Source organism: Streptomyces sp. NPDC004542, assembly GCF_040610035.1.
In the GTDB taxonomy this organism is placed as follows: Bacteria; Actinomycetota; Actinomycetes; order Streptomycetales; family Streptomycetaceae; genus Streptomyces.
In genome coordinates, this window is the sequence record NZ_JBEXLP010000008.1 from 1 (window position 1) to 26,221 (window position 26,221).

General features: G+C 70.8%; 21 protein-coding genes. 8 read left to right on the forward strand and 13 right to left on the reverse strand.

What is annotated here, in order from left to right:
* Positions 1–138: 138 nt before the first annotated feature.
* Positions 139–1,092: a heme o synthase gene (locus ABZX30_RS07205; protein ID WP_355929907.1), complete on the reverse strand. Its 954-nt coding sequence runs from the start codon at positions 1,090–1,092 to the stop codon at positions 139–141.
* Positions 1,093–1,468: 376 nt separating this feature from the next.
* On the opposite strand from ABZX30_RS07205, the gene tkt reads away from it, so the two are divergent.
* From tkt to pgl, 5 genes are read left to right on the forward strand one after another with little or no spacing between them, the layout of a single operon-like run.
* Positions 1,469–3,553 (forward strand): transketolase, encoded by a 2,085-nt coding sequence (tkt, locus tag ABZX30_RS07210; RefSeq protein ID WP_355929909.1) that lies wholly within the window; start codon positions 1,469–1,471, stop codon positions 3,551–3,553.
* 33 nt (positions 3,554–3,586) lie between these two features.
* Positions 3,587–4,705, forward strand: a complete 1,119-nt coding sequence (gene tal, locus ABZX30_RS07215) for a transaldolase (RefSeq protein ID WP_355929912.1) — start codon at positions 3,587–3,589, stop codon at positions 4,703–4,705.
* A gap of 1 nt (position 4,706) precedes the next feature.
* Complete coding sequence (zwf, locus tag ABZX30_RS07220) at positions 4,707–6,254, forward strand: glucose-6-phosphate dehydrogenase (protein WP_355929914.1); 1,548 nt, start codon at positions 4,707–4,709, stop codon at positions 6,252–6,254.
* Positions 6,251–7,336, forward strand: a complete 1,086-nt coding sequence (gene opcA / locus ABZX30_RS07225) for a glucose-6-phosphate dehydrogenase assembly protein OpcA (RefSeq protein WP_355929916.1) — start codon at positions 6,251–6,253, stop codon at positions 7,334–7,336. The genes zwf and opcA overlap by 4 nt, the downstream gene beginning before the upstream one ends.
* A complete protein-coding gene (gene pgl / locus ABZX30_RS07230; RefSeq protein ID WP_355929918.1) occupies positions 7,333–8,115 on the forward strand; it encodes a 6-phosphogluconolactonase in 783 nt (260 codons plus the stop codon). The genes opcA and pgl overlap by 4 nt, the downstream gene beginning before the upstream one ends.
* Before the next feature lie 87 nt (positions 8,116–8,202).
* On the opposite strand, the gene ABZX30_RS07235 is transcribed toward pgl, so the two are convergent.
* From ABZX30_RS07235 to ABZX30_RS07255, 5 genes are all read right to left on the reverse strand, one after another.
* Positions 8,203–9,042, reverse strand: coding sequence for a carbohydrate ABC transporter permease (locus ABZX30_RS07235; RefSeq protein ID WP_355929921.1), 840 nt, complete (start codon positions 9,040–9,042; stop codon positions 8,203–8,205).
* On the reverse strand, positions 9,039–10,412 hold the full coding sequence (locus ABZX30_RS07240) for an ABC transporter permease subunit (protein WP_355929924.1): 1,374 nt from the start codon (positions 10,410–10,412) through the stop codon (positions 9,039–9,041). The genes ABZX30_RS07235 and ABZX30_RS07240 overlap by 4 nt, the downstream gene beginning before the upstream one ends.
* 8 nt (positions 10,413–10,420) lie before the next feature.
* Positions 10,421–11,749 (reverse strand): ABC transporter substrate-binding protein, encoded by a 1,329-nt coding sequence (locus ABZX30_RS07245; RefSeq protein WP_355929926.1) that lies wholly within the window; start codon positions 11,747–11,749, stop codon positions 10,421–10,423.
* 75 nt (positions 11,750–11,824) lie between these two features.
* The gene (locus ABZX30_RS07250) at positions 11,825–13,471 is read right to left on the reverse strand and encodes an alpha-amylase family glycosyl hydrolase (RefSeq protein ID WP_355929928.1); all 1,647 of its coding nucleotides are present in this window, start codon (positions 13,469–13,471) and stop codon (positions 11,825–11,827) included.
* Positions 13,472–13,601: 130 nt separating this feature from the next.
* Complete coding sequence (locus ABZX30_RS07255; protein WP_355929930.1) at positions 13,602–14,873, reverse strand: ABC transporter substrate-binding protein; 1,272 nt, start codon at positions 14,871–14,873, stop codon at positions 13,602–13,604.
* Between the two features lie 131 nt (positions 14,874–15,004).
* Here ABZX30_RS07255 and ABZX30_RS07260 point away from each other — a divergent pair, with 131 nt between their 5' ends.
* The 3 genes from ABZX30_RS07260 to ABZX30_RS07270 are packed head-to-tail and all read left to right on the forward strand — an operon-like array spanning position 15,005 to position 18,558.
* Positions 15,005–15,520, forward strand: coding sequence for a PadR family transcriptional regulator (locus ABZX30_RS07260; RefSeq protein ID WP_355929932.1), 516 nt, complete (start codon positions 15,005–15,007; stop codon positions 15,518–15,520).
* Positions 15,517–16,269, forward strand: a complete 753-nt coding sequence (locus tag ABZX30_RS07265) for an ABC transporter ATP-binding protein (protein ID WP_355929935.1) — start codon at positions 15,517–15,519, stop codon at positions 16,267–16,269. Before ABZX30_RS07260 ends, ABZX30_RS07265 begins: the two co-directional genes overlap by 4 nt.
* Positions 16,270–16,275: 6 nt before the next feature.
* Positions 16,276–18,558: an FtsX-like permease family protein gene (locus tag ABZX30_RS07270; protein ID WP_355929938.1), complete on the forward strand. Its 2,283-nt coding sequence runs from the start codon at positions 16,276–16,278 to the stop codon at positions 18,556–18,558.
* Positions 18,559–18,923: 365 nt separating this feature from the next.
* On the opposite strand, the gene pgi is transcribed toward ABZX30_RS07270, so the two are convergent.
* The 7 genes from pgi to gap form a co-directional block, all read right to left on the reverse strand.
* Positions 18,924–20,576: a glucose-6-phosphate isomerase gene (gene pgi, locus ABZX30_RS07275; protein WP_355929940.1), complete on the reverse strand. Its 1,653-nt coding sequence runs from the start codon at positions 20,574–20,576 to the stop codon at positions 18,924–18,926.
* 73 nt (positions 20,577–20,649) lie between these two features.
* Positions 20,650–21,918 (reverse strand): MFS transporter, encoded by a 1,269-nt coding sequence (locus tag ABZX30_RS07280; protein WP_355929942.1) that lies wholly within the window; start codon positions 21,916–21,918, stop codon positions 20,650–20,652.
* Between the two features lie 120 nt (positions 21,919–22,038).
* Positions 22,039–22,374 carry an RNA polymerase-binding protein RbpA gene (locus tag ABZX30_RS07285; protein WP_003976875.1) on the reverse strand — a complete coding sequence of 112 codons (336 nt, stop codon included), beginning with the start codon at positions 22,372–22,374 and terminating at the stop codon, positions 22,039–22,041.
* A gap of 227 nt (positions 22,375–22,601) precedes the next feature.
* A complete protein-coding gene (gene secG, locus ABZX30_RS07290) occupies positions 22,602–22,838 on the reverse strand; it encodes a preprotein translocase subunit SecG (protein WP_355929944.1) in 237 nt (78 codons plus the stop codon).
* Between the two features lie 108 nt (positions 22,839–22,946).
* Entirely contained in the window at positions 22,947–23,723 is a 777-nt protein-coding gene (gene tpiA, locus ABZX30_RS07295) for a triose-phosphate isomerase (RefSeq protein ID WP_355929947.1), read from the reverse strand.
* Positions 23,724–23,729: 6 nt separating this feature from the next.
* The gene (locus tag ABZX30_RS07300; protein WP_355929948.1) at positions 23,730–24,941 is read right to left on the reverse strand and encodes a phosphoglycerate kinase; all 1,212 of its coding nucleotides are present in this window, start codon (positions 24,939–24,941) and stop codon (positions 23,730–23,732) included.
* A gap of 136 nt (positions 24,942–25,077) precedes the next feature.
* A complete protein-coding gene (gap, locus tag ABZX30_RS07305; protein WP_355929950.1) occupies positions 25,078–26,085 on the reverse strand; it encodes a type I glyceraldehyde-3-phosphate dehydrogenase in 1,008 nt (335 codons plus the stop codon).
* Between the last annotated feature and the right edge of the window lie 136 nt (positions 26,086–26,221).

Here is a 26,221-nt window from a genome sequence, read left to right on the forward strand (position 1 = left end):
CCCCGACTGGGAATCCGCCGCGCACTGACCTCCGACGGTCCGCCAAGAGACGGGGGGGGGGGCGGGGCCGCGCCCCCCCCCCCCCGCCCGTACCGGCCGGTGAGGGGGTCACCGGGAAGGAGTCACCGGACGAAGGGGCTACCGGAGGAAGGGGTCCACCGCGACCGCGACGAAGAGGATCGACACATAGGTGATGGACCAGTGGAACAGGCGCATCTCCTTGAGCTTCGCGCCCGTCACCTCGGCCTTGGCACGGTTCTGCAGCGCGTGCGCCTCCCACAGCCAGAAACCGCCCGCGAGCAGCGCGACCGCCGTGTAGAACCAGCCGGTGTAGCCGAGCGGCGTCAGCAGCAGCGAGACGGCGACCATGACCCAGCTGTAGATCACGATCTGCTTGGCGACGACCTTGTTGGAGGCGACGACCGGCAGCATCGGCACACCCACGCGCGCGTAGTCCTCGCGGACCTTCATGGACAGCGGCCAGTAGTGCGGCGGCGTCCAGAAGAACATGACGAGGAAGAGGACGACCGGCGCCCACGACATGGAGCCGGTCACGGAGGACCAGCCGATCAGCACCGGCATGCAGCCGGCGATGCCGCCCCAGACGATGTTCTGCGACGTACGCCGCTTGAGGACCATGGTGTAGACGACGACGTAGAAGAGGAGCGCTCCGAGCGACAGCCAGGCCGACAGCCAGTTGACCGTGAGCCCGAACAGCAGCGTGGAGACGACCGCCAGGGCGATGCCGAAGGCGAGGCACTCGCGCGGGCTGACCATTCCGGTGACCAGGGGGCGCTGCGAGGTGCGGTCCATCAGCGCGTCGATGTCACGGTCGATGTACATGTTCAGCGCGTTGGCGCCGCCCGCGGAGAGGTAGCCGCCGACACAGGTCAGCAGCACCAGACCGAGGTCGGGCACGCCCTGCTGCGCCAGGAACATCACCGGGACGGTGGTGATCAGCAGCAACTCGATGATCCGCGGCTTGGTCAGAGCCACGAACGCCTTGACACGGGCCCCGAACGGCCGGTGCATCGTGCTCTCGCTCGCACCTAGCACCCCCGCTGGACGGGATTCGACGGCCGTCACGCACACCCCTGAAAGAGACTCCCAGCGAGCCCACGGTGTGAACCGTCGGTAAAGGCTCGCGCGTACCACGCCACTGTAGACGTTGCCCAGACCCGGACATTCGCGGGGGTCCGTTCGTGTTGGCGGGGACCTCCCGGCGTGCGCGCGGTGGCTCGATTGAGCAGTCAGATGAGCGGCTCCGTATTCATGTGCCGAGTGCCGTTCCGGCCAGTCGGGGGGCGGATCGCCGACATGCCCGGCAGTCTGGAACGGCTCGAAAAAACGCACGTACTTACAGGGGTAGGCTCGACAGCGGCCGGTGGGCACCCAGTGCACCGGCAGCCGGTGGGCGCGCGCCCAGAACACCGGTATTCGATCATGTGGAGAGGAGCCCTGACTCAGGGTGAGCACCAAGCCGACCACCACAGACCTCGAGTGGACCGAATTGGACCAGCGGGCCGTGGACACCGCCCGTGTCCTGGCCGCCGACGCCGTACAGAAGGTCGGCAACGGCCATCCGGGTACGGCCATGAGCCTGGCGCCCGTCGCCTACACCCTCTTCCAGAAGGTGATGCGGCACGACCCGGCCGACCCCGACTGGGTGGCACGTGACCGCTTCGTGCTGTCCGCCGGCCATTCGTCCCTGACCCTCTACACACAGCTCTACCTGGCCGGTTTCGGCCTTGAGCTGGAGGACCTGGAGTCCTTCCGCACCTGGGGCTCGAAGACCCCGGGCCACCCCGAGTACGGACACACCAGGGGTGTCGAGACCACGACCGGCCCGCTCGGACAGGGCGTCGCCAACGCGGTCGGCATGGCCATGGCCTCCCGCTACGAGCGTGGCCTGTTCGACCCGCAGGCCCCGCAGGGCGAGTCCCCCTTCGACCACTTCATCTACTGCATCGCCGGTGACGGCTGCCTCCAGGAGGGCATCTCCGCCGAGGCGTCCTCGCTGGCCGGGCACCAGAAGCTCGGCAACCTGATCCTGCTGTGGGACGACAACCACATCTCGATCGAGGGCGACACCGAGACCGCCGTCTCCGAGGACACGGCTCGGCGGTACGAGGCCTACGGCTGGCACGTGCAGCGGGTCGCCCCGAAGCCGGACGGCGACCTCGACCCGCACGCCCTCTACGACGCGATCGAGGCCGCGAAGCAGGTCACGGACCGGCCGTCCTTCATCGCGATGCGCTCGATCATCGCCTGGCCGGCCCCGAACGCGCAGAACACCGAGGCAGCCCACGGCTCGGCGCTGGGCGACGACGAGGTCGCGGCCACCAAGCGCGTCCTCGGCTTCGACCCCGAGAAGAGCTTCGAGGTCGCCGACGAGGTGCTGGCCCACACCCGCCAGGCCCTCGACCGGGGCCGGGAGGCCAAGGCGCAGTGGGAGAAGTCGTTCCAGCTGTGGCGTGAGAACAACGCCGAGCGCGCCGCCGAGTTCGACCGCATCGCCGCGGGCGAGCTGCCCACCGGCTGGGAGGAGAAGCTCCCGGTCTTCGAGCCCGGCAAGTCCGTCGCGACCCGCGCCGCGTCCGGCAAGGTGCTGCAGGCGCTCGGCGCGGTCGTCCCGGAGCTGTGGGGCGGCTCGGCCGACCTGGCCGGGTCGAACAACACCACCATCGACAAGGACAGTTCCTTCCTGCCGGCGGGCAACCCGCTGCCGGAGGCGAACCCGTACGGACGCACGGTCCACTTCGGCATCCGCGAGCATTCCATGGCCGCGGAGATGAACGGCATCGCCCTGCACGGCAACACCCGCATCTACGGCGGCACCTTCCTGGTGTTCTCCGACTACATGCGCAACGCCGTGCGCCTGTCGGCCCTGATGCACCTGCCGGTGACGTACGTGTGGACGCACGACTCCATCGGCCTCGGTGAGGACGGCCCGACCCACCAGCCGGTCGAGCACCTGGCCTCGCTGCGCGCCATCCCGGGCCTGAACGTGGTCCGCCCGGCCGACGCCAACGAGACCGCCATCGCCTGGCGCGAGATCCTCAGGCGCTGGACGAAGGAGTTCGGCAAGGGCCAGCCGCACGGCCTCGCGCTGACCCGTCAGGGCGTGCCCGCGTACGAGCCGAACGAGGACGCCGCGCGCGGCGGTTACGTCCTGTTCGAGGCCGACGGCGACGCCCAGGTCGTGCTGATCGCCACCGGTTCCGAGGTGCACGTCGCCGTAGAGGCGCGCGAGCAGCTCCAGGCGGACGGGATCCCCACGCGCGTCGTGTCCATGCCGTCCGTGGAGTGGTTCGAGCAGCAGGACCAGGGGTACCGGGACAGCGTCCTGCCCCCGTCCCTGAAGGCTCGTGTCGCGGTGGAGGCCGGTATCGGTCTGACCTGGCACAAGTACGTCGGGGACGCCGGCCGCATCGTTTCCCTGGAGCACTTCGGTGCGTCCGCCGACGGCAAGGTCCTCTTCCGCGAGTTCGGTTTCACTGCGGAGAACGTGGCCGCCAAGGCCCGGGAATCCCTCGCGGCCGCCCAGCGCTGACGCCCATACACGACACGTAGGAGATGTAATTCCATGACAGACGCACTCAAGCGCCTCTCCGAAGAAGGCGTGGCGATCTGGCTGGACGACCTGTCGCGCAAGCGGATCACGTCCGGCAACCTCGCCGAGCTGATCGACCAGCAGCACGTCGTGGGCGTCACCACCAACCCGACGATCTTCCAGAAGGCGATCTCGCAGGGCGACGGCTACGACCAGCAGCTGTCGGACCTCGCCGCCCGCAAGGTGACCGTCGAAGAGGCCATCCGCATGATCACCACGGCGGACGTCCGCGACGCCGCCGACATCCTGCGCCCGGTCTTCGACGCCACCGGCGGCCAGGACGGCCGGGTCTCCATCGAGGTGGACCCGCGCCTGGCGCACAACGAGAAGGCGACCGTCGCCGAGGCCAGGCAGCTGGCCTGGCTGGTCGACCGCCCGAACACGCTGATCAAGATCCCGGCCACCCTGGCGGGCGTCCCGGCGATCACCTCCACCATCGCCAACGGCATCAGCGTCAACGTCACGCTGATCTTCTCGCTCGAGCGCTACCGCGCGGTCATGGACGCGTACCTCAGCGGCCTGGAGAAGGCGAAGGAGCGCGGCCTGGACCTGTCGAAGATCCACTCCGTGGCGTCCTTCTTCGTGTCCCGCGTGGACACCGAGATCGACAAGCGGCTCGACGCGCTGGGCACGGACGAGGCCAAGGCGCTGCGCGGCAAGGCCGCCGTCGCCAACGCCCGGCTCGCCTACCAGGCGTACGAGGAGGTCTTCGGCTCCGAGCGGTGGGCCGCGCTGGAGAGCGCGGGCGCCAACAAGCAGCGTCCGCTGTGGGCGTCGACCGGCGTGAAGGACCCGGCGTACCAGGACACCATGTACGTCACCGACCTGGTGGCGCCGAACACGGTGAACACCATGCCGGAGGCCACGCTGGAGGCCGTCGAGGACCACGGCCAGATCACCGGCGACACCGTCACCGGCACCTACGAGCAGGCGCGTGCCGACCTCGACGCGCTCGAGGCGCTCGGGATCTCGTACGACGACGTGGTCCAGGTGCTGGAGGAGGAGGGCGTCGAGAAGTTCGAGGCGTCCTGGAACGACCTGCTCAAGTCGACCGAGGCGGAGCTCCAGCGCCTCGCTCCCTCGGAGGGCTGAATTGTCCCCCTCATCAGGCGCTTCCGGTTCCGGGGCGAACCCGCTTCGTGACCCCGCCGACCGACGGCTCCCGCGCATCGCGGGGCCGTCGGGCCTGGTCATCTTCGGTGTCACCGGCGACCTTTCCCGCAAGAAGCTGATGCCGGCCGTGTACGACCTCGCCAACCGGGGTCTGCTGCCGCCGGGCTTCTCCCTGGTCGGCTTCGCCCGCCGCGAGTGGGCGCACGAGGACTTCGCCGCCGAGGTCCACGACGCCGTCAAGGAGCACGCCCGGACCCCGTTCCGGGAGGAGGTCTGGCAGCAGCTCATCCAGGGGATGCGCTTCGTGCAGGGCACCTTCGACGACGACGACGCCTTCGAGCGGCTGCGCTCCACCATCGAGGAGCTCGACAAGGCACAGGGCACGGGCGGCAACTTCGCCTTCTACCTGTCGGTGCCGCCGAAGTCCTTCCCCGTGGTGATCCAGCAGCTCAAGAAGCACGGGCTCGCCGACCAGACGGGCGGTTCCTGGCGGCGCGCGGTCATCGAGAAGCCGTTCGGCCACGACCTGAAGTCGGCCGAGGAGCTGAACAGGGTCGTGCACGAGGTGTTCGAGCCGGAGCAGGTGTTCCGGATCGACCACTACCTCGGCAAGGAGACCGTCCAGAACATCCTGGCGCTGCGCTTCGCCAACACCATGTTCGAGCCGATCTGGAACCGGTCCTTCGTGGACCACGTGCAGATCACGATGGCCGAGGACATCGGCATCGGCGGCCGGGCCGGCTACTACGACGGCATCGGCGCCGCCCGTGACGTGATCCAGAACCACCTGCTCCAGCTCATGGCCCTCACGGCCATGGAGGAGCCGTCCTCCTTCGACGCTGACGCGCTGGCCGCGGAGAAGACCAAGGTGCTCGGCGCGGTCCGGCTCCCCAAGGACCTGGGTGCCTCCACCGTGCGCGGGCAGTACGCGGCGGGCTGGCAGGGCGGCGAGAAGGTCATCGGCTACCTCGAAGAGGACGGCATCGACAAGAAGTCGAAGACCGACACCTACGCGGCGGTCAAGGTGGAGATCGACAACCGCCGCTGGGCGGGCGTCCCCTTCTACCTGCGCACCGGCAAGCGGCTGGGCCGCCGGGTCACCGAGATCGCGGTCGTCTTCCAGCGGGCCCCGCACTCCCCCTTCGACCACACGGCGACGGAGGAGCTGGGTCAGAACGCGGTCGTCATCCGGGTCCAGCCCGACGAGGGCATCACGGTCCGCTTCGGCTCGAAGGTGCCCGGCACCTCGATGGAGATCCGGGACGTGTCCATGGACTTCGCGTACGGCGAGTCCTTCACGGAGTCCAGCCCGGAGGCGTACGAGCGCCTCATCCTGGACGTCCTGCTGGGCGACTCCAACCTCTTCCCGCGTACGGAGGAGGTCGAGCTGTCCTGGAAGATCCTCGACCCGATCGAGGAGTACTGGGACAAGAACGGCAGGCCCGCGCAGTACAAGTCGGGCACGTGGGGTCCCGCGGAGGCCGACGAGATGCTCGCACGAGACGGACGGAGCTGGCGCCGGCCATGAAGATAGACCTCACGGACACCACGGCCAGCAAGATCAACAAGGCGCTGGTGCAGGGCCGCCGGGCCATCGGCACGCCCGCCGTGGGCATGGTGCTCACCCTGGTCATCGTCACCGACGAGGAGAACGCCTACGACGCGCTGAAGGCGGCGAGCGACGCCTCCCACGAGCACCCCTCGCGGACGTTGCTGGTCATCAAGCGCGTCTCCCGCTCCCCCCGCGACCGCACGCAGTCCCGGCTCGACGCCGAGGTGCGGGTGGGCGCGGACGCGGGCACCGGCGAGACGGTGGTGCTGCGGCTGTACGGCGAGGTGTCCGACCACGCCGACTCCGTGGTGCTGCCGCTGCTGCTCCCCGACGCCCCGGTGGTCGTGTGGTGGCCGGTGGAGGCGCCGCTCGACCCCGCCAACGACCCGCTGGGCGCCCTCGCCCAGCGCCGGGTCACCGACACCTACGCCGCCGAGCAGCCGGTGCGGGACCTGGCCGCCCGCGCCGCCGCCTACACGCCCGGCGACACGGACCTGTCCTGGACCCGGATCACGCCCTGGCGCTCCATGCTGGCCGCGGCCCTGGACCAGGTCGTGTGCGAGGTCAAGGCCGTCGAGGTGGAGGGCGAGGAGTTCAACCCGAGCTGCGAGCTGCTGGCGATGTGGCTCGCGGACCGGCTGGACGTCCCCGTCAGGCGCTCCCTGTCGTCCGGCCCCGGGCTCACCGCCGTCCGCATGGACACCAGCGGCGGCCCGATCACGCTGGACCGCGCGGACGGCTCGCTGGCCACGCTGTCCATCGAGGGCCAGCCGGACCGGGCGGTGGCGCTGAAGCGCCGTGACACCGCCGAGCTGATCGGGGAGGAACTGCGCCGGCTCGACCCGGACGACACGTACGCGTCGGCACTGCGGTACGGGGTGGAGCGGCTGGGCACCTCGAACGGCGGCCCCGACCGGGCGCCGGCCGCCGCTCCGGCACCGGACGCGGCGCCCAAAGGAGAACCGGTCGCCGTCGACACCCCGGTCGAAGCCGCTGCGAAAGCTCCCGCGAAGGAAGCGGCGGCGCAGGCTCCGCTGAAGAACGCGGCGGCGAAGTGAGCGCCCCGCAGCTGGTCGTGCACCACGACAAGGAGCTGATGGCGCAGGCCGCGGCGGCCCGGCTGATCACCAGGATCGTGGACGCGCAGGCCTCGCGCGGTTACGCGTCCGTGGTGCTCACCGGCGGCCGCAACGGCAACGGCCTGCTGGCCGCGCTGGCGGCGGCCCCCGCCCGGGACGCCGTCGACTGGGCGCGGCTGGACCTGTGGTGGGGCGACGAGCGCTTCCTCCCCGAGGGAGACCCGGAGCGCAATGTCACCCAGGCCCGCGAGGCGCTGCTCGACGCCGTGCCGCTGGACCCGGAGCGCGTGCACGCCATGCCCGCCTCGGACGGTCCGTACGGCGCCGACGTGGAGGCGGCGGCCGAGGCGTACGCGGCGGAGCTGGCCAGGGCCGCGGGTCCCGAGAACCACGGCAGTGTGCCCGTGTTCGACGTCCTGATGCTGGGCGTCGGCCCGGACACCCATGTGGCCTCGCTCTTCCCCGAGCTGCCGGCCGTCCGGGAGACCGAGCGCACGGTGGTCGGCGTGCACGGCGCCCCCAAGCCGCCCCCGACCCGGATCACCCTCACGTTGCCGGCGATCCGCGCGGCCCGCGAGGTCTGGCTCCTGGCGGCCGGCGAGGACAAGGCCGGGGCCGCCGCGATCGCCCTCTCGGGTGCGGGTGAGATCCAGGCCCCGGCCGCGGGTGCCCGGGGCCGCTCCCGGACCCTGTGGCTGCTGGACTCGGCGGCGGCCTCCCAGCTGCCCCGGTCGCTGTATCCGCCGGCTTCGCCGTGAGACCGGTCTCGCCGTGAGACCGGTTACGCCGTGAACGAGGGGGCGGCGCGGGCATCGCCCGTGCCGCCCCCTCGCGTCTTCGCGCCGCTACTTCGCCGATCCCGCCATCACCCCCTGCACGAAGTGCCGCTGGAAGGCGAAGAACACGACCACCGGCACGATCAGCGACAGGAACGCGCCCGGTGCGAGGACGTCGATGTTGCTGCCGAACTGCCTGATCTGGGACTGGAGTTGCACGGTCAGCGGCTGGGAGGAGCTGTCGGCGAACAGCAGGGCCACCAGCATGTCGTTCCAGACCCAGAGGAACTGGAAGATGGCGAGGCTGGCGATGGCCGGCCGGCCCACGGGCAGGACGAGACGGGTGAAGATGCGCCACTCGCTCCCGCCGTCCATGCGGGCCGCCTCCAGCATCTCCTTGGGCATCTCGGCGAAGTAGTTGCGCAGCAGGAACACCGCGAACGGCAGACCGTAGGCGACGTGGAAGAGGACGACGCCGGGGATCGTGCCGAACAGGCCGAGCTGCCCGAAGAGTTTGGCGACCGGCAGCAGGCCGATCTGTACCGGCACCACCAGCAGCGCCACCACGAGCAGGAAGACGGGCTCCCGTCCCGGGAAGTCCAGCCAGGCGAAGGCGTATCCGGCGAGCGCCGCGATGACGACGACCAGAGTCGTCGCCGGCACCGAGATCAGCACCGTGTTCCAGAACGCCTGTGTCATCCCGGAGTTCTTCAACAGGGCCGAGTAGTTGTCGAAGGACAGCTGCCCGGGGCTCGCCAGCGCCGTCCACCAGCCGCCCTCGGCGGTGTCCCGCGCCGAACGCAGGGAGGAGAGGAACAGGCCCGCCAGCGGGGTCAGCCAGACCAGGCCGATCACCACGAGGAACGCCTGGACCAAGCCGCTGCCCAGGCCACGCCTGACCGCGTTCATCGCTGACTCCTTCGGAAACGGCGGACGTTGAAGACCATCGCGGGGACCACCAGGAGCAGGAGGAGCACACCGAGTGCGCTGCCCAGCCCCTGGTTGTTGCCGCCACCGAAGGACACCAGCCACATCTGGGTCGCCAGGACGGTCGCGTCCTCCTGCACCGGGCCGGGCGCGATGATGTAGACGAGGTCGAAGACCTTCATCACGTTGATGACGAGGGTCACGAAGACGACGGTCAGCACGGGGGCCAGCAGCGGGACCGTGATCCTGCGGAAGATCTGCCACTCGTTCGCGCCGTCCATCCGGGCCGCCTCCAGCGCGTCCCGTGGCAGGGTCGCCAGGCCCGAGCCGATCAGCACCATCGCGAACCCGGTCCAGATCCAGAGGTACGCGCCGATGATCGCGGGGGTGACGAGGGTCGGACCGAGCCAGGAGACGCCCTGGTAGGGCGGCGCGAAGTTCGACCCGGGCAGCTTCAGCGTGTACGAGCCCGCGTGCAGGCCGGGGAAGCGGAAGGAGCCGTCGGACGCGGTCGTCGTGCTCGCGACCGTCCGTGCGCCGCTCACCGCCTCGACCTTCATGCCGGGCAGTCCGCTCTCCTTCGGGTCGACCTTGCCCTGGCTGCCTCCGCCGCCGGGCGTGAAGTCCAGGTAGACGACGCCGCGCAGCTCACCGGCCGGGGCCTTGCCGCGGGCCGCCGGGTACGCGGGCGCGGCGCCCCGGGGCAGGTCCTCGGGCAGGACGCCGACCATGGGGAGCGTCACCAGTTCACCCGGTGACACCCCGGTCCTCGTCGCGTACGAGCCGTCGTGCTCACGGGTCAGGTCCTGTCCCGGACGGGCCCGTGCCGTCGGGTACGACGAGGTGCCCGCGAAGGCGTCGTGGACCGAGACCACCGCGGCGTTCAGCACGCCCTTGTCGGGGTCCTCGTCGTAGGCGAGCCGGAAGATGATCCCGGCCGCGAGGAAGGACACCGCCATCGGCATGAACAGCAGCAGCTTGAACGCCGTGGCCCAGCGGACCTTCTCCACCAGGACGGCGAGGATCAGACCGAGCCCGGTCAGCAGGGCCGGGGCGACGACCACCCAGATGGTCGTATTGCGGATGGCCTTCAGTGTCGCCGGGTCGCGGAACATCTCCGTGTAGTTGTCCCCACCGACGAAGCGCGTGCCGGAGGCGTCGAAGAAGCTCCGGCCGACGGAGAACAGCACCGGGTAGACGACGAGCGCGCCGAGCAGGAGCAGCGCGGGGAAGACGAAGAGCAGGGCGACGATCCGGCCGCGCCGCCGTGCGCGCCGGGCACGCTCGGCGAGCATGCCGGGCGGCGGCGGGGAGCTCACCCTCTTCTCCTTCACGAGTGCGGTGATGGTCATCTGCCGGCTCAGTCCTGGTAGGCCTTGGCCGCCGCGGTCTCGAGCTTCGCCGCGGTCCCCTTCGGGTCGGACGGGTCGCGCAGGAAGTCCTGGAGCAGCTTCCACTCGCCCACGCCCTTGGTGCCGCCGAAGGAGGCGGGTGCCTGGTCGGACATGTCGAAGCGGACCGAGTCGCCCGCCGCGATCAGGGACTTGGCGGTGGCGCGGGTGACGTCGTCGCCGTAGGAGGTCAGGGCGAGTGCCTTGTTCGGGGACAGGAATCCGCCCGCCTTCGCCCACACCGCCGCGGCCTCGGGGGTGGCCAGGTACTCCAGGAGCTTCATGCCCGCCGCGGAGTTCTTGCCGTCCTTCAGCACCACGGCCGCGTCACCGCCGCTGACGACCGGCGCCTTGCCGCCGCCGACCGCCGGGAACGGGAAGAAGTCCGCTTCCTTGCCGATGACCTTGCCGAACTGGTCGTGGGCGACGCCGGCCACGAAGTCGCCCTCGTAGACCATGCCCGCCTCGGGCTTGGGGCCGAAGACCTTCTCCACCGAGCCCGGGAAGTCGGTGTTGAGGGCCCCCTTCTGGCCGCCCGCGATCAGCTGCTTGTCCTTGAACAGCTTGCCGAGCGTGGTGAGCGCCTCCACCACGCTCGGATCGGTCCACTTCAGCTTGTGGGCGGCGAGGGCGTCGTACTTCTCCGGCCCGGCCTGGGAGAGGTAGATGTTCTCGAACCAGTCGGTGAGGGTCCAGCCGTCCTGCCCGGCGACCGCGAAGGCGGCGAGCCCGGAGTCGGAGACGGTGTGCCCCGCCTTCAGCAGCTCGGCATAGCTCTTCGGCGGCTCGACCCCGGCCTGGGCGAGGGCGTCGGGGCTGTACCAGACGGTCGACTTGTGGGCGGCCTTGAAGTACAGGCCGTAGAGGGTGCCGTCGACGCTGCCGTACTTCTTCCAGACCGGCGCGTAGCCCGCGTCCACGGACTTCTCGGTGGTGGCGGACAGCGGCTTCAGCCAGCCCTTCTTCGCGAACTGCTGGAGCACGCCGACCTGCGGGACCATCACCACGTCGGGCGCGTTGCCGCCCTCGATCTTGCTGCCCACGACGGTGGAGACGTTGTCGCCCGTGGACACGAACTGCGTCTTGGCGCCGGTCTTCGCGGTGAACGCGTCCAGCACCTTCTGGAAGTTCTTCTGTTCGCTGCCGGACCAGACACCGGCCACGGTGACGGTCTGGCCGCTGAGCGCCTTGTCGCCGCCGCCGGCGGAGACCGGGTCGCCGCTGCCGCAGGCGGTCGCGCCGAGCGCCAGGACGAGGGCGGTGCAGCCGGTGAGCAGGGTGGTGCGTCGTCGCATCATCGTTGATGTCCCTTCGAGGGGTGAAACGAGAGGTGAAGCACGGGGTGAAGCGAGGGGTGGGGAGGTGACGGGCGATCAGAGCTCGTCGATCCACCAGGCGGCCGTGGAGCCGGGGAGCACCCCGGCGGGGCAGGGGCCGCTGGACAGCAGGGGGGTGCCGGAGACCGGCGAGGGCGTGGGTGCCGTACCGAAGTTGACGGCGCAGACCAGGCCGTCGCCGCGGACGAAGCCGAGGACACCCGGCGGGGTGTCCAGCCAGCGCAGCGAGCCTTCGCCCAACTGGGGCAGCGCGGCCCTCAGCTGGAGGCCGTCGCGGTAGAGGTGCCAGAAGGAGCGGGTGTCGGCGAGGGCGCGGTCGGTGGCGTACTCGGCGAAGTACTCGGGCTGCGGCAGCCACGGCTTGGCGCTCTGGGCTCCGGACGTGAAGCCGAACGGGGAGGCCTGCCCGGACCACGGCAGCGGCACCCGGCAGCCGTCGCGGATGCGGGCACGGCTGCCGGTGCGCCGGAAGATCGGGTCGGTGAGCACGTCGTCGGGCAGGTCGACGACCTCGGGCAGGCCCAGTTCCTCGCCCTGGTAGATGTACGCGGCTCCGGGCAGCGCCAGCATCAGCAGCGCGGCGGCGCGGGCGCGGGCGGTGCCGAGGCCGCTGCCCTCGGTCGCGGGTTCGCCGTAGCGGGTGACGGTGCGGACCTGGTCGTGGTTGTTGAGGACCCAGGTGACCGTGGAGCCCGTGCCGGCGATGTCCGCCATGGCCTCGGAGATGACCTTGCGGAAGGCTCCGGGGTCCCAGGGGGCGCTGAGCAGGTCGAAGAAGAAGGCCTGGTGGAGCTCGTCGGGGCGGACGTACAGGGCGTGTTCGCGGGCGGTCGGGACCGAGACCTCGCCGACGAGGAGGCGCTCGCGGCCGTCGCGGGAGGTGTACTCCTCGCAGGTGGCGCGCCACCGCCGCCACACCTCGTGCACCTCCGGCTGGTTCCAGGCGAGCGGGTTGACCGAGTCGCGGGTGCGGGCGTCGGCCTCCGGGTCCGGGGAGTCGGGCAGGTCGGGGTGCTTGAACAGGCCGGCGGCGACGTCGATGCGGAAGCCGTCGACGCCCCGGTCCAGCCAGAAGCGCAGGATCCGGTCGAACTCGGCGGGCACCTCTGGGTCGCGCCAGTTCCAGTCGGGCTGCTCGGGCGTGAACATGTGCAGGTACCACTGGCCGTCGCCGACCCTGCTCCAGGCCGGGCCGCCGAACATCGCGTGCCAGTTGTTGGGCGGCTCGCTGCAGTCCGGGCCACGGCCGTCCGCGAAGTGGAAGCGGGCGCGGGCCGGGCTGCCGGGTGCGCTGTCCAGCGCCTCGCGGAACCACGGGTGCTCGCTGGAGCAGTGGTTGGGGACGATGTCGAGGAGCACCTTGATGCCCAGCCGCCGGGCCGCGGCCACCAGACGGTCGAACTCGGCGAGGTCGCCGAAGAGCGGGTCGACGTCGCAGTAGTCGGCCACGTCGTAGCCGTGGTCGTGCTGGGGCGAGGGGTAGAAGGGGCTCAGCCAGATTCCGTCGACACCGAGCTTCTTCAGGTACGGCAGCCCGGCCCGGACGCCGGCCAGATCGCCGACTCCGTCGCCGGTGCTGTCGAGGAAGCTGCGGACGTAGACCTGGTAGATCACCGCGTCACGCCACCAATGATGCCTGTTCAACCCTGTGGCCTGTCTCTGTGAAGGGCAGAAGTTATGCATGCATGTTAGGTAGACGCTTCAGAGAGGTGTCAATGAAAAGAACAGAAGCTACCGCAGAGTTGGGAGATAAATTAGGACTTATCCTGCCACTATGGGCTCAGATGAGATGTCCGCGTTACTTAACAAGTAACTATCGACGGGCGACGGCGTCGAGTTCCCGCGCCAGTCGCCGCACCGCCGCCGCGGGCGTCTGCTGCCCGGTCAGCGCGTCGTGCACGACCGCCTGCACCACCAGACTGACCTGGTCGTAGTGCGGGCTCTTGGGCCGCGGCTTGGCGGCGCCCAGGGCGGCGCGCAGGGTCGGCAGGTACGGGAACTTCCGCACCAGAGCGGGGTCCTGGTACAGCGCGGCGCGTACGGGCGGCAGCGCGCCGCGTGTGAGAACCTGCCGCTGGACGCGCTCGCTGGTGAGGTAGGCGATGAGGCGCGCGGCGGAATCGGGGTGCCGGGCATGCGTGTTCACGGCCAGGTTGGAGCCGCCGAGCACACTGCGGCCCGGCCCGTCCCGGCCGGGCAGCGGCACGGCGCCGATCTTCCCGGCGATCTTGGAGCCCTGGGCCGAGGCGACGGCGTACGCATAGGGCCAGTTGCGCAGGAAGAGCAGACGGCCGTCCTGGAAGGCGTCCTTGGACTCCTCCTCCTTGTACGTCAGCGCCTGCTTCGGGATCCAGCCCTCACGGAACCCGCGCGCCAGGAACCCGATGCCCTCGCGGGCGGCGGCGGAGTCGACGGTGACGCGTTCGCCCTCGTCACCGAGGATGGTCCCGCCCGCCGAGTACACGGCCTCGGCCGCGTTGACCGTGAGGCCCTCGTACGGCAGGAACTGCCCCGCGTACCCGTCCAGCCCGTACTTCGGCGCGATGGTCTTCGCGTCGTGTTCCAGCTCGGCCCAGGTGCGCGGCGGCGGCACGCCCTCCTTGTCCAGGATGTCCTTGCGGTACAGGAGCAGGCCGGCGTTGGTGACGTACGGGACGGCGTACAGGTGGCCGTCGTAGGTGGCCGTGTCGACGACCGAGGGCAGGAACGTGTCGAGCGGGAAGTGGTTCCTCGGCAGGGGCCGGATCCAGCCGGCGGCGGCGAACTCCGAGGTCCAGTTGACGTCGATGTTGAGCACGTCGAACCGGCTGCGGTCGCCGCCGCGCAGGTCGGTGACCATCTGCGCATAGGTCTCGTCGGCGGAGTCCGGCAGCTCGACGAGGGTGACCCGCTCCCCGGGATGGGTGCGGTTCCAGCCCTGGAGCAGCGGGCCGAGATAGCCGGTCAGGTCCCCCGCGGTGGCCAGGGTGAGCGGGCCGCGGCCCGCGGCGTCGCTGTCGTCGGCGTGGACGCCCGAGACGGCGTACCCGGTCATGACCACGGCGAGGACGAGAAGGCCCCTACCGGCGGCGCGCATCCACCGCATAGGTTCCTCCCTGTGCACCGGCACCGCGGGCACCCTCGCCCGCGGGTCAGAGGCCATGTATACCTGTTAGGTATGGGCGATACTAGGGCCTGGAGCACATCAGGCACCCGCGGACTAGGAGGAGAGCACGAGTGCGCCTGCCCCTCCTGGCACTCCTCGCGCGCGGCCCCGCCCACGGCTACGAGTTGAAGCAGGGCCTTGAGCAACTCCTGGGCTCCGCGTACCCTCAGCCGAACGTCGGCCAGATCTACGTGACCCTCGGCCGCCTCGAGAAGTCGGGACTGATCGAGGGCGAGGACGTCGAGCAGTCCAGCCGGCCCAACAAGAAGGTCTACCACCTCACCGAAGCCGGGCGTGCGGCGCTGCGCGTCTGGTTCGAGGAGCCCGAGGACGAGCCGCGGGTGCGGGACGAGTTCTTCATGAAGCTCGCCCTCGCCCCGCAGACCGGTCTCGCCGACCAGATCGCCCTCATCAACAAGCAGCGGCGCCAGTACCTCAACACCATGCGTGATCTGTCGAAGCTGGCCGCGGCCGAGAACCGGGACAACCGAATCGCCCATCTGCTGATCGAGGGCGCGATGCTGCATCTGCAGGCCGACCTCGACTGGCTGGAGCGGTGCCAGGAGGAACTGGAGGAGCTGGAGTGAGCGAGAGCCCCGCTCCGCTGCTGTGCGCCGAGGGCCTGGTCAAGACCCACCACGGCGAGGGCGCGCCCGCCCGTGCCGTGCGCGGGGTCGACCTGTCCGTGCGGCGGGGCGAGTTCGTCGCGGTCACCGGCCCGTCCGGGGCCGGGAAGTCGACGCTGCTGCACCTGCTGGGCGGACTCCAGCGGCCCGACGAAGGCAGCATCTGGCTGGACGGCCGGTGCACGGACGGCTACGGCGAGGCGCGCTGGGCCGAGGAGCGCAGGACGCGGATCGGGATCGTCTTCCAGTTCTTCAACCTGGTCTCCAACCTGTCGGTCGCCGACAACGTCGAGCTGCCCGCACTGCTGGTCGGCCGCTCGCCGAAGCGGGCACGGGCCGAGCGGGAGGAACTGCTCGCCGAACTCGGTCTCGAGGGCAAGGAACGCAGCATGCCGGGCGAGCTGTCCGGCGGCGAGCAGCAGCGGGTCGCGCTCGCCCGCGCCCTGGTCAACCACCCCCCTCTGCTGCTGGCCGACGAGCCCGCCGGCAGCCTGGACAGCAAGGGAACCCGCGAGGTGATGCGACTGCTCTCCCGCTTCCACCAGCGCGGGCAGAGCATCGTGCTCGTCACCCACGACGCCCGGCTGGCGAGCGCCGCCGACCGCGTGATCAGCTTCTTCGACGGGCGGATCGCCGACGACGCGGTACTGGACGGCACGCCGTCGCGCCGGCGTACGGGGACGGCCGGCGTGCTGGAACTGAAGGACTGACCACCCGTGCGAGCCACCCTGCGCTGGGCGCACTCCGACCTGCGCACGCACCGCGGTGAGGCGCTGTTCATCGTGCTGGCCACCGCCGGCATCGTCGGCGCGCTGCTGCTGGCCACGGCGCTGTTCGGCTACGCGACCAACCCCTGGCAGCGGGTCTTCACCCAGTCCCGCGGCGCCCACGTGTGGATCCACACCGTACGGTCCGCCGACACCGGCCGCCTCGCCTCGCTCGACGGCGTGACGTCCGTCGCCGGCCCCTACCGGACCGAGTCCGTCACCGTCTCCTCGCGCGGCACCCGCGCCTCGGTGGAACTGCGTGCCACATCCGGGCAGCCCGCCGTGGGCCGTCCGCTGCTCACCTCGGGCCACTGGCCCGGTACCGGTGACCCCGACGGTGTCGTCCTGGAGAGCCGCCTCGCCCGGGCGCTGCTGGCCGAGCCCGGGGACACGCTCACCGTGCCCGGCACCTCCCGGAGACTGACCGTCGTGGGAGTCGCCGACAGCGCCGAACCCCGTTACCGGGCGGGCGAGCAGCCCGGACTGGTCTGGGCCCCGCCGGCCGCCCTGCGCGGGCCGGGCGGCCGGGTGATCGGGCTGCGGCTGGCCGATCCCACCGACACCGACTACGCGGTCCAGCGCGCCGTCACCGTGCTCGGCGCGGGCGCGGTCGGCGAGGTCTCCACCTGGCAGCAGGCGCGGGCCGAGGCGCAGGGCGACAACCGGCTGCTCGGGCAGGTGCTGGGCCTGTTCGGCCTGGGCGCGCTGGTCGCCGCCGGGTTCGCGGTGCACGGCGCGATCGGCACCCGTATCCGCGGCCATCTGCGGGACATCTCGGTGCTGAAGGCGATCGGCTTCACCCCTGCCCAGGTCGTCCGGATCTTCCTGCTCCAGCACGTCGCGTACGCCCTGCTGGGCGCCGTGGCCGCCGCCGGGCTGATCCAGGGGCTCGGCACCTCGATCCCCGGCCGGCTCGGCGACGCGGCCGGTGTGTGGCAGGGCCTGCCGGGGCACACGGTCGCCCTGTTCACGGTGCCGGTCGGCGCGGTGCTGTTCATCGGCGCGGTCACCGGGCTCGCCGCCTGGCGGGCGGGACGGGTGCCCCCGGTGCCGGTGCCCCGCCCCGCCGCCCCGGCCGGGGGGCGTCTGACAGGGCTGGCGCGCCGGGCCCTCGGCCTGCGGCTGCCGCCCGCCCTCGTCCTGGGCTGGCACCGGGCCTTCACCCGCCGTCCGCGTACGCTCGCCACGATCGGGCGACTGGCGCTGCCCCTGCTGCTGATCGTGGTGGCGATGAGCGCCTGGACCACCATCGACCGCTTCCACCGCAGTCCCGAGCGGATGGGCCTCCCGGCGGCGCTCACCGTGCGCGCGGACAGCGGCATGAGCGACGGGGAGGCCCGGACCCTGCTGGAGCGCGACCCCCGGGTCGCCGCCGTCTACCCGGGCCTCGAGGTGGCCGCCCTCGTCCCGGGCCAGACCGCCACCATCGCCCTGCGGGGCCTCGGCACCCGCCACGACCCCTACCCCTACCCGCTCGCCACGGGCCGCCCCGCACGCGGTCCCGACGAGGCGGTGGCCGGTCAGGGCCTGCTCGACCTCCTCGACGTGCGTGTCGGCGACTGGGTGCGGATGACGGTCGGCGACCAGCCGCAGATCCTGCACATCGTGGGCCGCAGCATCGAGCCGGAGAACGCCGGCCGGGTCATCTCCACCTCCGTGGACACCCTGCGCGAGAACGATCCCGGCCTGGTCCCGGCCCTCTACCAGCTGCGCCTGGAGCCGGGCGCCGACCCGCACCGGGTCGCCACCGCCCTCGCGGCGGCCGGACGCGGCCACCTCGACGTGCACGCCGTCACCAACCCGGCCGACGGCCTGTCCGCGCTGGGCGGCGTCGTGGTCGGTCTGATCGCCGTCCTGGCGTTGATCGGCCTGATCGAGGTGCTGACCGCGATCGGCGGCACGGTCCGCGAGAGCGAGCGGGACCTGCTCGCTCTGAAGGCGATCGGCATGTCCCCGCGCCAGATCACCGCGATCACCGTGACGGCGACGAGCTGCACCACCCTGGCCGCGGTCCTCACCGGCACGGCCCTGGGCCTCCCCCTGGCCCACTGGCTGATCGACACCCAGGGCCGCTCCAGCGGCATCGGCGCGGGGATCGCCCAGACACCGTCCCCGCTGCTCCTCGTGCCGTTCGCCCTGGCCGCGATCCTGGGCGCCGCCACCCTGTCCGTCCTCCCGGCGGCCCGGGCGGCTCGCCGAAGGCTGGCGGACACGTTGAGCGCGGTGGCCTGAGGGACCTCACGGGGACGGAGAGGCGAAGTCCGCGGGGCACGGTCAGCGGCCCCCCAGGGACGCGGGCTACGGAGCCCAAACCCGAGGACCCGGGCGACGGGGCCCCCACCCGGGGCGCCGGCGGCGGAGTCCCGCCGGGGCGCAGAGGGCAAAGCCCCTGCCGGGGCGCGGGGAGCGGAGCCCCCGGCGGAGCACAGGCAGCGAAGCTCCCGCCCAGGTCCGGGGCGGAGCCCCAGAACGATGGTCAACCCACCGGCCGACGGCAACGGCTGGGAGGGGCGGCGACCCCAGAGGCACAGGGGACGGAGCCCCCGCCCGGGCCCGCAGCGGAGCCCAGAGGCGGGGGTCACCTCTCCCCCGGACAGTCAGCGCCCGCGGAGCGCCCGGTACTTGGCGACCAGCGCCGTCGTCGACGCATCCAGCCCCGGCACCTCGGCCCCCTCCGTCAGCGCGGGCTCGACCCGCTTGGCGAGGACCTTGCCGAGTTCCACGCCCCACTGGTCGAAGGAGTCGATGTTCCACACCGCGCCCTGCACGAACACCTTGTGCTCGTACAGCGCGACGAGCTGACCGAGCACGGACGGCGTCAGCTCACGCGCGAGGATCGTGGTCGTCGGCCGGTTGCCCTGGAAGGTCTTGTGCGTCACCAACTCCTCGGCCACCCCCTCGGCCCGCACCTCGTCCGCCGTCTTGCCGAAGGCGAGCGCCTGGGTCTGGGCGAAGAAGTTGGCCATGAGCAGATCGTGCTGCGCCTTCAGCTCGTCACGCAGCTCCGCGACCGGCTCGGCGAAGCCGATGAAGTCCGCCGGGATCAGCTTCGTACCCTGGTGGATCAGCTGGTAGTAGGCGTGCTGCCCGTTGGTGCCCGGTGTCCCCCACACCACAGGCCCGGTCTGCCACCCGACCTCCTGCCCGTCCCGCGCCACGGACTTGCCGTTGGACTCCATGTCCAGCTGCTGCAGGTAGGCGGTGAACTTCGACAGGTAGTGCGAGTACGGCAGCACCGCGTGCGACTGGGCGTCGAAGAAGTTGTTGTACCAGATGCCCAGCAGCCCCAGCAGCAGCGGCACGTTGGACTCGGCCGGCGCGGTCCTGAAGTGCTCGTCGACGATCCGGAAACCGTCCAGCATCTCCCGGAACCGGTCCGGGCCGATGGCGATCATCAGCGACAGACCGATCGCCGAGTCGTACGAGTACCGCCCGCCGACCCAGTCCCAGAACTCGAACATGTTGGTGGTGTCGATGCCGAACTCGCCGACCTTCTCGGCGTTCGTCGACAGGGCCACGAAGTGCTGGGCGACGGCTTCCTGACCGGCGTTCAGCTCGCCCAGCAGCCAGTCACGGGCCGAGGTGGCGTTGGTGATGGTCTCGATGGTGGTGAACGTCTTGGAGGCGATGACGAACAGCGTCTCCGCCGCGTCCAGGTCACGCGTGGCCTCGTGCAGGTCCGCCCCGTCGACGTTGGACACGAAGCGGACGGTGAGACCGCGGTCGGTGTAGGCGCGCAGCGCCTCGAACGCCATCGCCGGACCCAGGTCCGAGCCGCCGATGCCGACGTTCACGACGTTCTTGATGCGCTTGCCGGTGTGCCCCGTCCACGCTCCCGAACGGACGCGCTCGGCGAAGTCGCTCATCTTGTCGAGCACGGCGTGCACCGCCGGGACCACGTTCTCCCCGTCGACCTCGATCACCGCGTCGCGCGCGGCCCGCAGCGCCAGGTGCAGGACCGCCCGGTCCTCGGTCGTGTTGATCTTCTCCCCGCGGAACATCGCCTCCCGCAGGCCGAAGACGCCGGTGGCGGCGGCCAGCTCGCGCAGCAGCCGGAGCGTCTCGTCGGTGACGAGCTGCTTGGAGTAGTCGACGTACAGGTCACCGACCTGGAGGGTGTACCCGGTGCCGCGCCCCGGCTCCGCGGCGAACAGGTCCCGCAGATGGGTGTCGGTGAGTTCCTCCCGGTGCTTGGCGAGAGCGGTCCACTCGGGCGTCTGGTTGAGCCTGGTACGGCCGTCTGCGTTCATTTCGGACTTCAGCCTTCTTTCCTACCTGTCCCTGCTGCGTACCTTGCCCCGCTGCCGGTTCCAACCTAGTTGATCAGCGGGTGACGTGAGCGGTCGTCGCACCGTCGGCCGCGGCAACAACAGGTACGTCCGGCCGACGCGCCGGTATCAACGAGGTGGCGGCCAGGGCGAAGAGCACGGCCGCGCCCAGGGCCGGCCCGTTCGGTCCGTAGGCCCGGGCCGCGACGCCGCCGAGCAGGGCGCCGAGCGGCGCGCCGGAGGTCGAGGCGGTACGGAAGGCGGACGCGATGCGCCCCACCATCGCCGCGGGGCTGCGCTGCTGCATCAGCGTGACCTGGTTGACGTTCCACACCATGCCCATCGCGCCCAGCAGCACCATCCCGGCGAGGAGGGCGCCGAGGTGCCGGACGGTGCCCATGAGGACCAGCGACGAGGTCTGCACGCCGCCCGCGACCAGCAGTGCCCCCACGCGGCCGGTGCGCAGCGCGATCCGCTGGGCGGCGAAGCCACCGAGCAGGCTTCCGGCCGCGTACGCCGTCATCCCGGCCGCGAATCCCGCGTCGCCCGCGTCCAGCCAGCGGGTCACGTGCAGCACCAGCGTGGCGATCAGGGCACCCATGCCGATGTTGCACAGCAGTGTGGCCACGCAGACCGCCCGCAGTGCCCGGTCCCGCCACAGGGCGCGCAGGCCGGCGCCGATCTCCGCGCGCAGTGTGCTGCCGGCCGGGCGCGGCTCCCGCTCGGGCGGCCGTATCCGCAGGGAGGCGACGAGGGCGGCGGCCAGCAGGTACGTGCCCGCGTCGGCCGCGAACGGCATGAAGGCCCCCACGGTCAGCAGCAGCGGCACGAACGGGCCCGCCAGGAGGCCGCCGGCGAGCTGCTGGCCGGTCATCAGGCGGGCGTTGGCGCCGGCCAGGGCCGCGCTGTCCACCAGGGACGGAAGCAGGGCTGTGGAGGCGTTGTCGAAGAGGGTCTGCAGGGTGGTCAGCGCGAAGGCGAGGGCCAGCAGCAGGGGGACCGAGGCATGTCCGAGCCCCACGGCGAGGGCGAAACCGGCGACGAGCAGTCCCCGTACCGTGTCCACCGCCCACATGGCGCGCCGCTGGTCCACCCGGTCCGCGACCGCGCCGCCCAGCAGTCCGAACAGCAGCCAGGGCAGGTACCCGCAGGCGGTCACCGAGGCGATGACGAGCGGATCGTCGGTGAGGCGCACGGCGAGCAGGGGCAGCGCGGACGTCCGTAACGCGTCCCCGAACCGGGACACCACCGCGGCCGTCCACAGCCGTCCGAAACCCCCACGCCACGCGGGCGCGGCCCGGCCCGCGCTGTGCACCGTCGTCACGACTCCCCCTCACGGTCGACCTGACACGGACCATAGGGGACACCACTGACAATCGGCCGTCGGCCGGCGGGTGAGACGGCTCCGGCCAGGCGCTCGCAGGCACCCGGCCGGTCTCAACTCCTAGATCTCGCCGCGCAGTTTCGCGAGCGCCTCGGCGAGGATCGCCTCACCGTCCGCGTCGCTGCGCCGCTCCCTGACGTACGCGAGGTGCGTCTTGTAGGGCTCGGTGCGCGGCGGGTCCGGCGGGTTGTCCCGGTCCTGACCGGCCGGGAAGCCGCAGCGCGGGCAGTCCCAGGTCTCGGGCACCTGCGCGTCGCTGGCGAAGCTGGGCTGTGTCTCGTGCCCGTTGGAGCACCAGAAGGAGATGCGCAGACGCGGCGCGGACTCGCCGCGCTCGGCCTCGCCCATCGGCCCCGCCCCGACCCGGCTACCTCGGATCGCGTTGCCACTTGCCACGGTCGTAACTCCCTGCGTGATGGTGCCGCGAAGCGAGTCGGCGTTCCGCTTCGCCGCGAGCGCCTCAGTCTACGTAAGGCCCAACGCGCGTCCAGTGATTGGAGTTACAAGCCCCCCGCTCCCTGCAGACGCAAGCCCCATGATAGGCCGCGCTCAGGAGCGCGTACCGAACATGGGGCCTCGCGTACGGAATATGTGTGCTTGTGGGACGCTGATCGGCTGGTCGGTCAGCTGGTCGTCTTCATCAGGAGGCCGAGGACGACGATGCACGCGAACCACAGCAGACCGACCACGATCGTGATCCGGTCGAGGTTGCGCTCGGCGACCGAGGAGCCGCCGACGGAGGACTGCATGCCGCCACCGAACATGTCGGAGAGGCCGCCGCCCTTCCCCTTGTGCATCAGCACCAGCAGCATCATCAGCAGGCTGAAGACGATCAGGGCGATCGAGAACCCCAAAACCACGGCTGGACCAACTTCCTCGGATGCGGATGGACGACGGGGGCACAGCGCTCGGGCCGTGCCCCCGCAAGAGTACGACGGATCGCCGCTACCGCCTACTCACGGCCGGGCTCACTGATCGCGGAAACGCACGATCTTGACGAACTCGTCCGCGTCCAGCGAGGCACCGCCGACCAGGGCACCGTCGATGTCGGCCTTGGCCATGATCTCGGCGACATTGCCGGACTTCACGGAGCCGCCGTACTGGATGCGGACCTTGTCGGCCACCTCCTGCGAGTACAGCTCGGCGATCTTGCCGCGGACGGCGGCGCAGACCTCCTGGGCGTCCTCGGCGCCGCAGACCTTGCCGGTGCCGATGGCCCAGACGGGCTCGTAGGCGATCACGACGGATTCGGCCTGCTCGGCCGGGAGGTCCTTCAGACCGCCCTCGACCTGCGCGAGGGTGTGGGAGACGTGGTCGCCCGCCTCGCGCACGTCCAGTTCCTCACCGACGCACAGGATCGGGGTCAGGCCGTGCTTGTAGGCGGCCTTGACCTTGGCGTTCACCAGCTCGTCGGTCTCGTTGTGGTACTGGCGGCGCTCGGAGTGGCCGATGACCACGTAGGTGCACTTGAGCTTGGCCAGCATCGGACCCGAGATCTCGCCGGTGTAGGCACCGGAGTCGTGCTGCGAGATGTCCTGGGCGCCGTACTTGATCTTCAGCTTGTCCCCGTCGACCAGGGTCTGCACCGAGCGCAGGTCGGTGAAGGGCGGCAGGACGGCGACCTCGACGGCCTCGTAGTCCTTGTCCGCGAGGGCGAAGGCGAGCTTCTGGACGTGGGCGATGGCCTCGAGGTGGTTGAGGTTCATCTTCCAGTTGCCCGCCATGATCGGCGTGCGAGTGGTCATGCGGGGTCAGTCCTCCAGTGCGGCGAGGCCGGGGAGCGTCTTGCCCTCGAGGTATTCGAGGGAGGCGCCGCCACCGGTCGAGATGTGGCCGAACGCGTTCTCGTCGAAGCCGAGCGTACGCACGGCCGCGGCGGAGTCACCGCCACCGACGACGGTGAAACCGTTCGAGTCGACGAGGGCCCGGGCGACCGCCTTGGTGCCCTCGGCGTAGTCGGGGTGCTCGAAGACGCCCATCGGACCGTTCCAGAAGACGGTCGCGGCGTCGGCGAGCTTCGCGGCGTACAGCTCGCCGGTCTTCGGGCCGATGTCCAGGCCCTGCTGGTCGGCGGGGATCTTGTCCGCGTCGACCACGGTGTGCCCGGTGGGCGCCTTGGCCTTCAGGTCCGGGAACTGCCGGGCGACCACGACGTCGACGGGGAGCACCAGCTCGACGCCCTGCTTCTCGGCGCGCTCCACGTACTCGGTGACGGCCGGGACCTGGTCCTCCTGGAGGAGGGAGATGCCGATCTCGTACCCCTTGGCCTTGAGGAACGTGTAGGCCATGCCGCCGCCGATGAGTAGCCGGTCGGCCTTGCCGAGCAGCTCGTCGATGACGGCGAGCTTGTCGGAGACCTTGGCGCCGCCGAGCGCGACGACATAGGGCCGCTTGACGTCCTCGGTGAGTTTCTTCAGGACGCCGACCTCGGTGGCGATCAGGTGGCCGGCGTAGTGCGGCAGGCGGGCCGGCAGGTCGTACACGGAGGCGTGCTTGCGGTGGACCGCGCCGAAGCCGTCGCCGACGTAGACGTCGGCGAGCTCGGCCAGCTGGTCGGCGAAGGCGCCGCGCTCGGCGTCGTCCTTGCTGGTCTCGCCGGCGTTGAAGCGGAGGTTCTCGATGACGGCGACCTGGCCGCCGGTCAGGCCCGCGACGGTGGCCCGGGCGGACTCGCCGACCGTGTCGGTCGCGAACGCCACGGCGGAGCCGAGGAGTTCACCGAGGCGCGAGGCGGCGGGGGCGAGGGAGAAGGCCGGGTCCGGGGCGCCCTTGGGGCGGCCCAGGTGCGAGGCGACGACCACCTTCGCACCCGCGTCGGCGAGGGCCTTGACGGTGGGCAGGACGGCGCGGATACGGCCGTCGTCGGTGATGGTGCCGTCGGCGAGCGGCACGTTGAGGTCGGCGCGGACGAAGACCCGCTTGCCGTCCACGCCGTCGGCGAGAAGTTCGTCGATCGTCTTCATGGAAGGGCTCCTGGAGGAGGGCTCGTGATGCTCGTGATCGTAAAGAGGGCCTGATCCGCACGTGAGTCAGGGCTCGGGCAGCGCGACCGTGCGCTGCCCGAGCCCTGTCCTCACACCGGGACGCCTGCTTCGGCGATCAGAGCTGGTTGCCGACGAAGACCGTCAGGTCGACGAGGCGGTTGGAGTAGCCCCACTCGTTGTCGTACCAGCCGATGACCTTCACGTTCTTGCCCTCCTGGACCATGGTCAGGGAGGAGTCGAAGGTGCAGGACGCCGGGGCGTTGACGATGTCGGAGGAGACGATCTGGTCCTCGGTGTAGTCGAGGAGGCCCTTCAGCTCGCCCTCGGCGGCCTTCTGGAAGGCGGCGTTGACCTCTTCCTTGGTGACCTCACGGCCGAGTTCGACGACGAGGTCGGTGACCGAGCCGGTCGGGACCGGGACGCGCATCGCGATGCCGTCCAGCTTGCCCTTGAGCTGCGGCAGGACCAGCGCGGTGGCCTTGGCGGCACCCGTGGTGGTCGGGATGATGTTCTCGGCGGCGGCACGGGCGCGGCGCAGGTCCTTGTGCGGGAAGTCCAGGATGCGCTGGTCGTTCGTGTAGGCGTGCACCGTCGTCATCAGGCCCTTGACGATGCCGAAGTTCTCGTCGAGGACCTTCGCCATCGGCGCCACACAGTTGGTGGTGCAGGAGGCGTTGGAGATGACGTGGTGGTTCGCCGGGTCGTACTTGTCGTGGTTGACGCCCATCACGATGGTGATGTCCTCGTCCTTGGCCGGGGCCGAGATGAGGACCTTCTTCGCGCCGCCGGCGATGTGCTTCGCGGCGTCATCCTTCTTGGTGAAGATGCCGGTCGACTCGATGACGATGTCGACGCCCAGCTCGCCCCACGGGATGTCGGCCGGGTTGCGCTCGGAGAGCACCTTGATGGTGTGTCCGTCGACGGTGATCGTGTCGGCGGTGTGGGACACCTCCTGCTTGAGGCGGCCCAGGATCGTGTCGTACTTGAGCAGGTGGGCGGTGGTCGCGGTGTCACCCAGGTCGTTGACAGCCACGACCTCGATGTCCGCACCCTGCTCCAGCAGCGCACGGAAGTAGTTACGCCCGATGCGGCCGAAGCCGTTGATGCCTACGCGGATCGTCACGAACCGATCTCCTCGTTGGTACGCCGGCTCTTGTCGCCGGCGAGCTGTATTGGGATGTCCCCGACCACCCCCGACCCTACCTCCCTGGGGCCCCGGTGGTGACATCCAGATGCCCCATAGACGGCACGGCGGTCCG

Excerpts from the sequence above, each read along its gene's own strand:
- opcA (WP_355929916.1), top strand. The coding sequence starts at position 6,251 with ATGAAGATAGACCTCACGGACACCACGGCCAGCAAGATCAACAAGGCG.
- ABZX30_RS07250 (WP_355929928.1), bottom strand. The coding sequence starts at position 13,471 with ATGCATAACTTCTGCCCTTCACAGAGACAGGCCACAGGGTTGAACAGG.
- ABZX30_RS07245 (WP_355929926.1), bottom strand. The coding sequence starts at position 11,749 with ATGATGCGACGACGCACCACCCTGCTCACCGGCTGCACCGCCCTCGTC.
- tpiA (WP_355929947.1), bottom strand. The coding sequence starts at position 23,723 with ATGACCACTCGCACGCCGATCATGGCGGGCAACTGGAAGATGAACCTC.
- ABZX30_RS07300 (WP_355929948.1), bottom strand. The coding sequence starts at position 24,941 with ATGAAGACGATCGACGAACTTCTCGCCGACGGCGTGGACGGCAAGCGG.
- ABZX30_RS07235 (WP_355929921.1), bottom strand. The coding sequence starts at position 9,042 with ATGAACGCGGTCAGGCGTGGCCTGGGCAGCGGCTTGGTCCAGGCGTTC.
- ABZX30_RS07240 (WP_355929924.1), bottom strand. The coding sequence starts at position 10,412 with ATGACCATCACCGCACTCGTGAAGGAGAAGAGGGTGAGCTCCCCGCCG.
- ABZX30_RS07255 (WP_355929930.1), bottom strand. The coding sequence starts at position 14,873 with ATGCGGTGGATGCGCGCCGCCGGTAGGGGCCTTCTCGTCCTCGCCGTG.
- tal (WP_355929912.1), top strand. The coding sequence starts at position 3,587 with ATGACAGACGCACTCAAGCGCCTCTCCGAAGAAGGCGTGGCGATCTGG.
- pgi (WP_355929940.1), bottom strand. The coding sequence starts at position 20,576 with ATGAACGCAGACGGCCGTACCAGGCTCAACCAGACGCCCGAGTGGACC.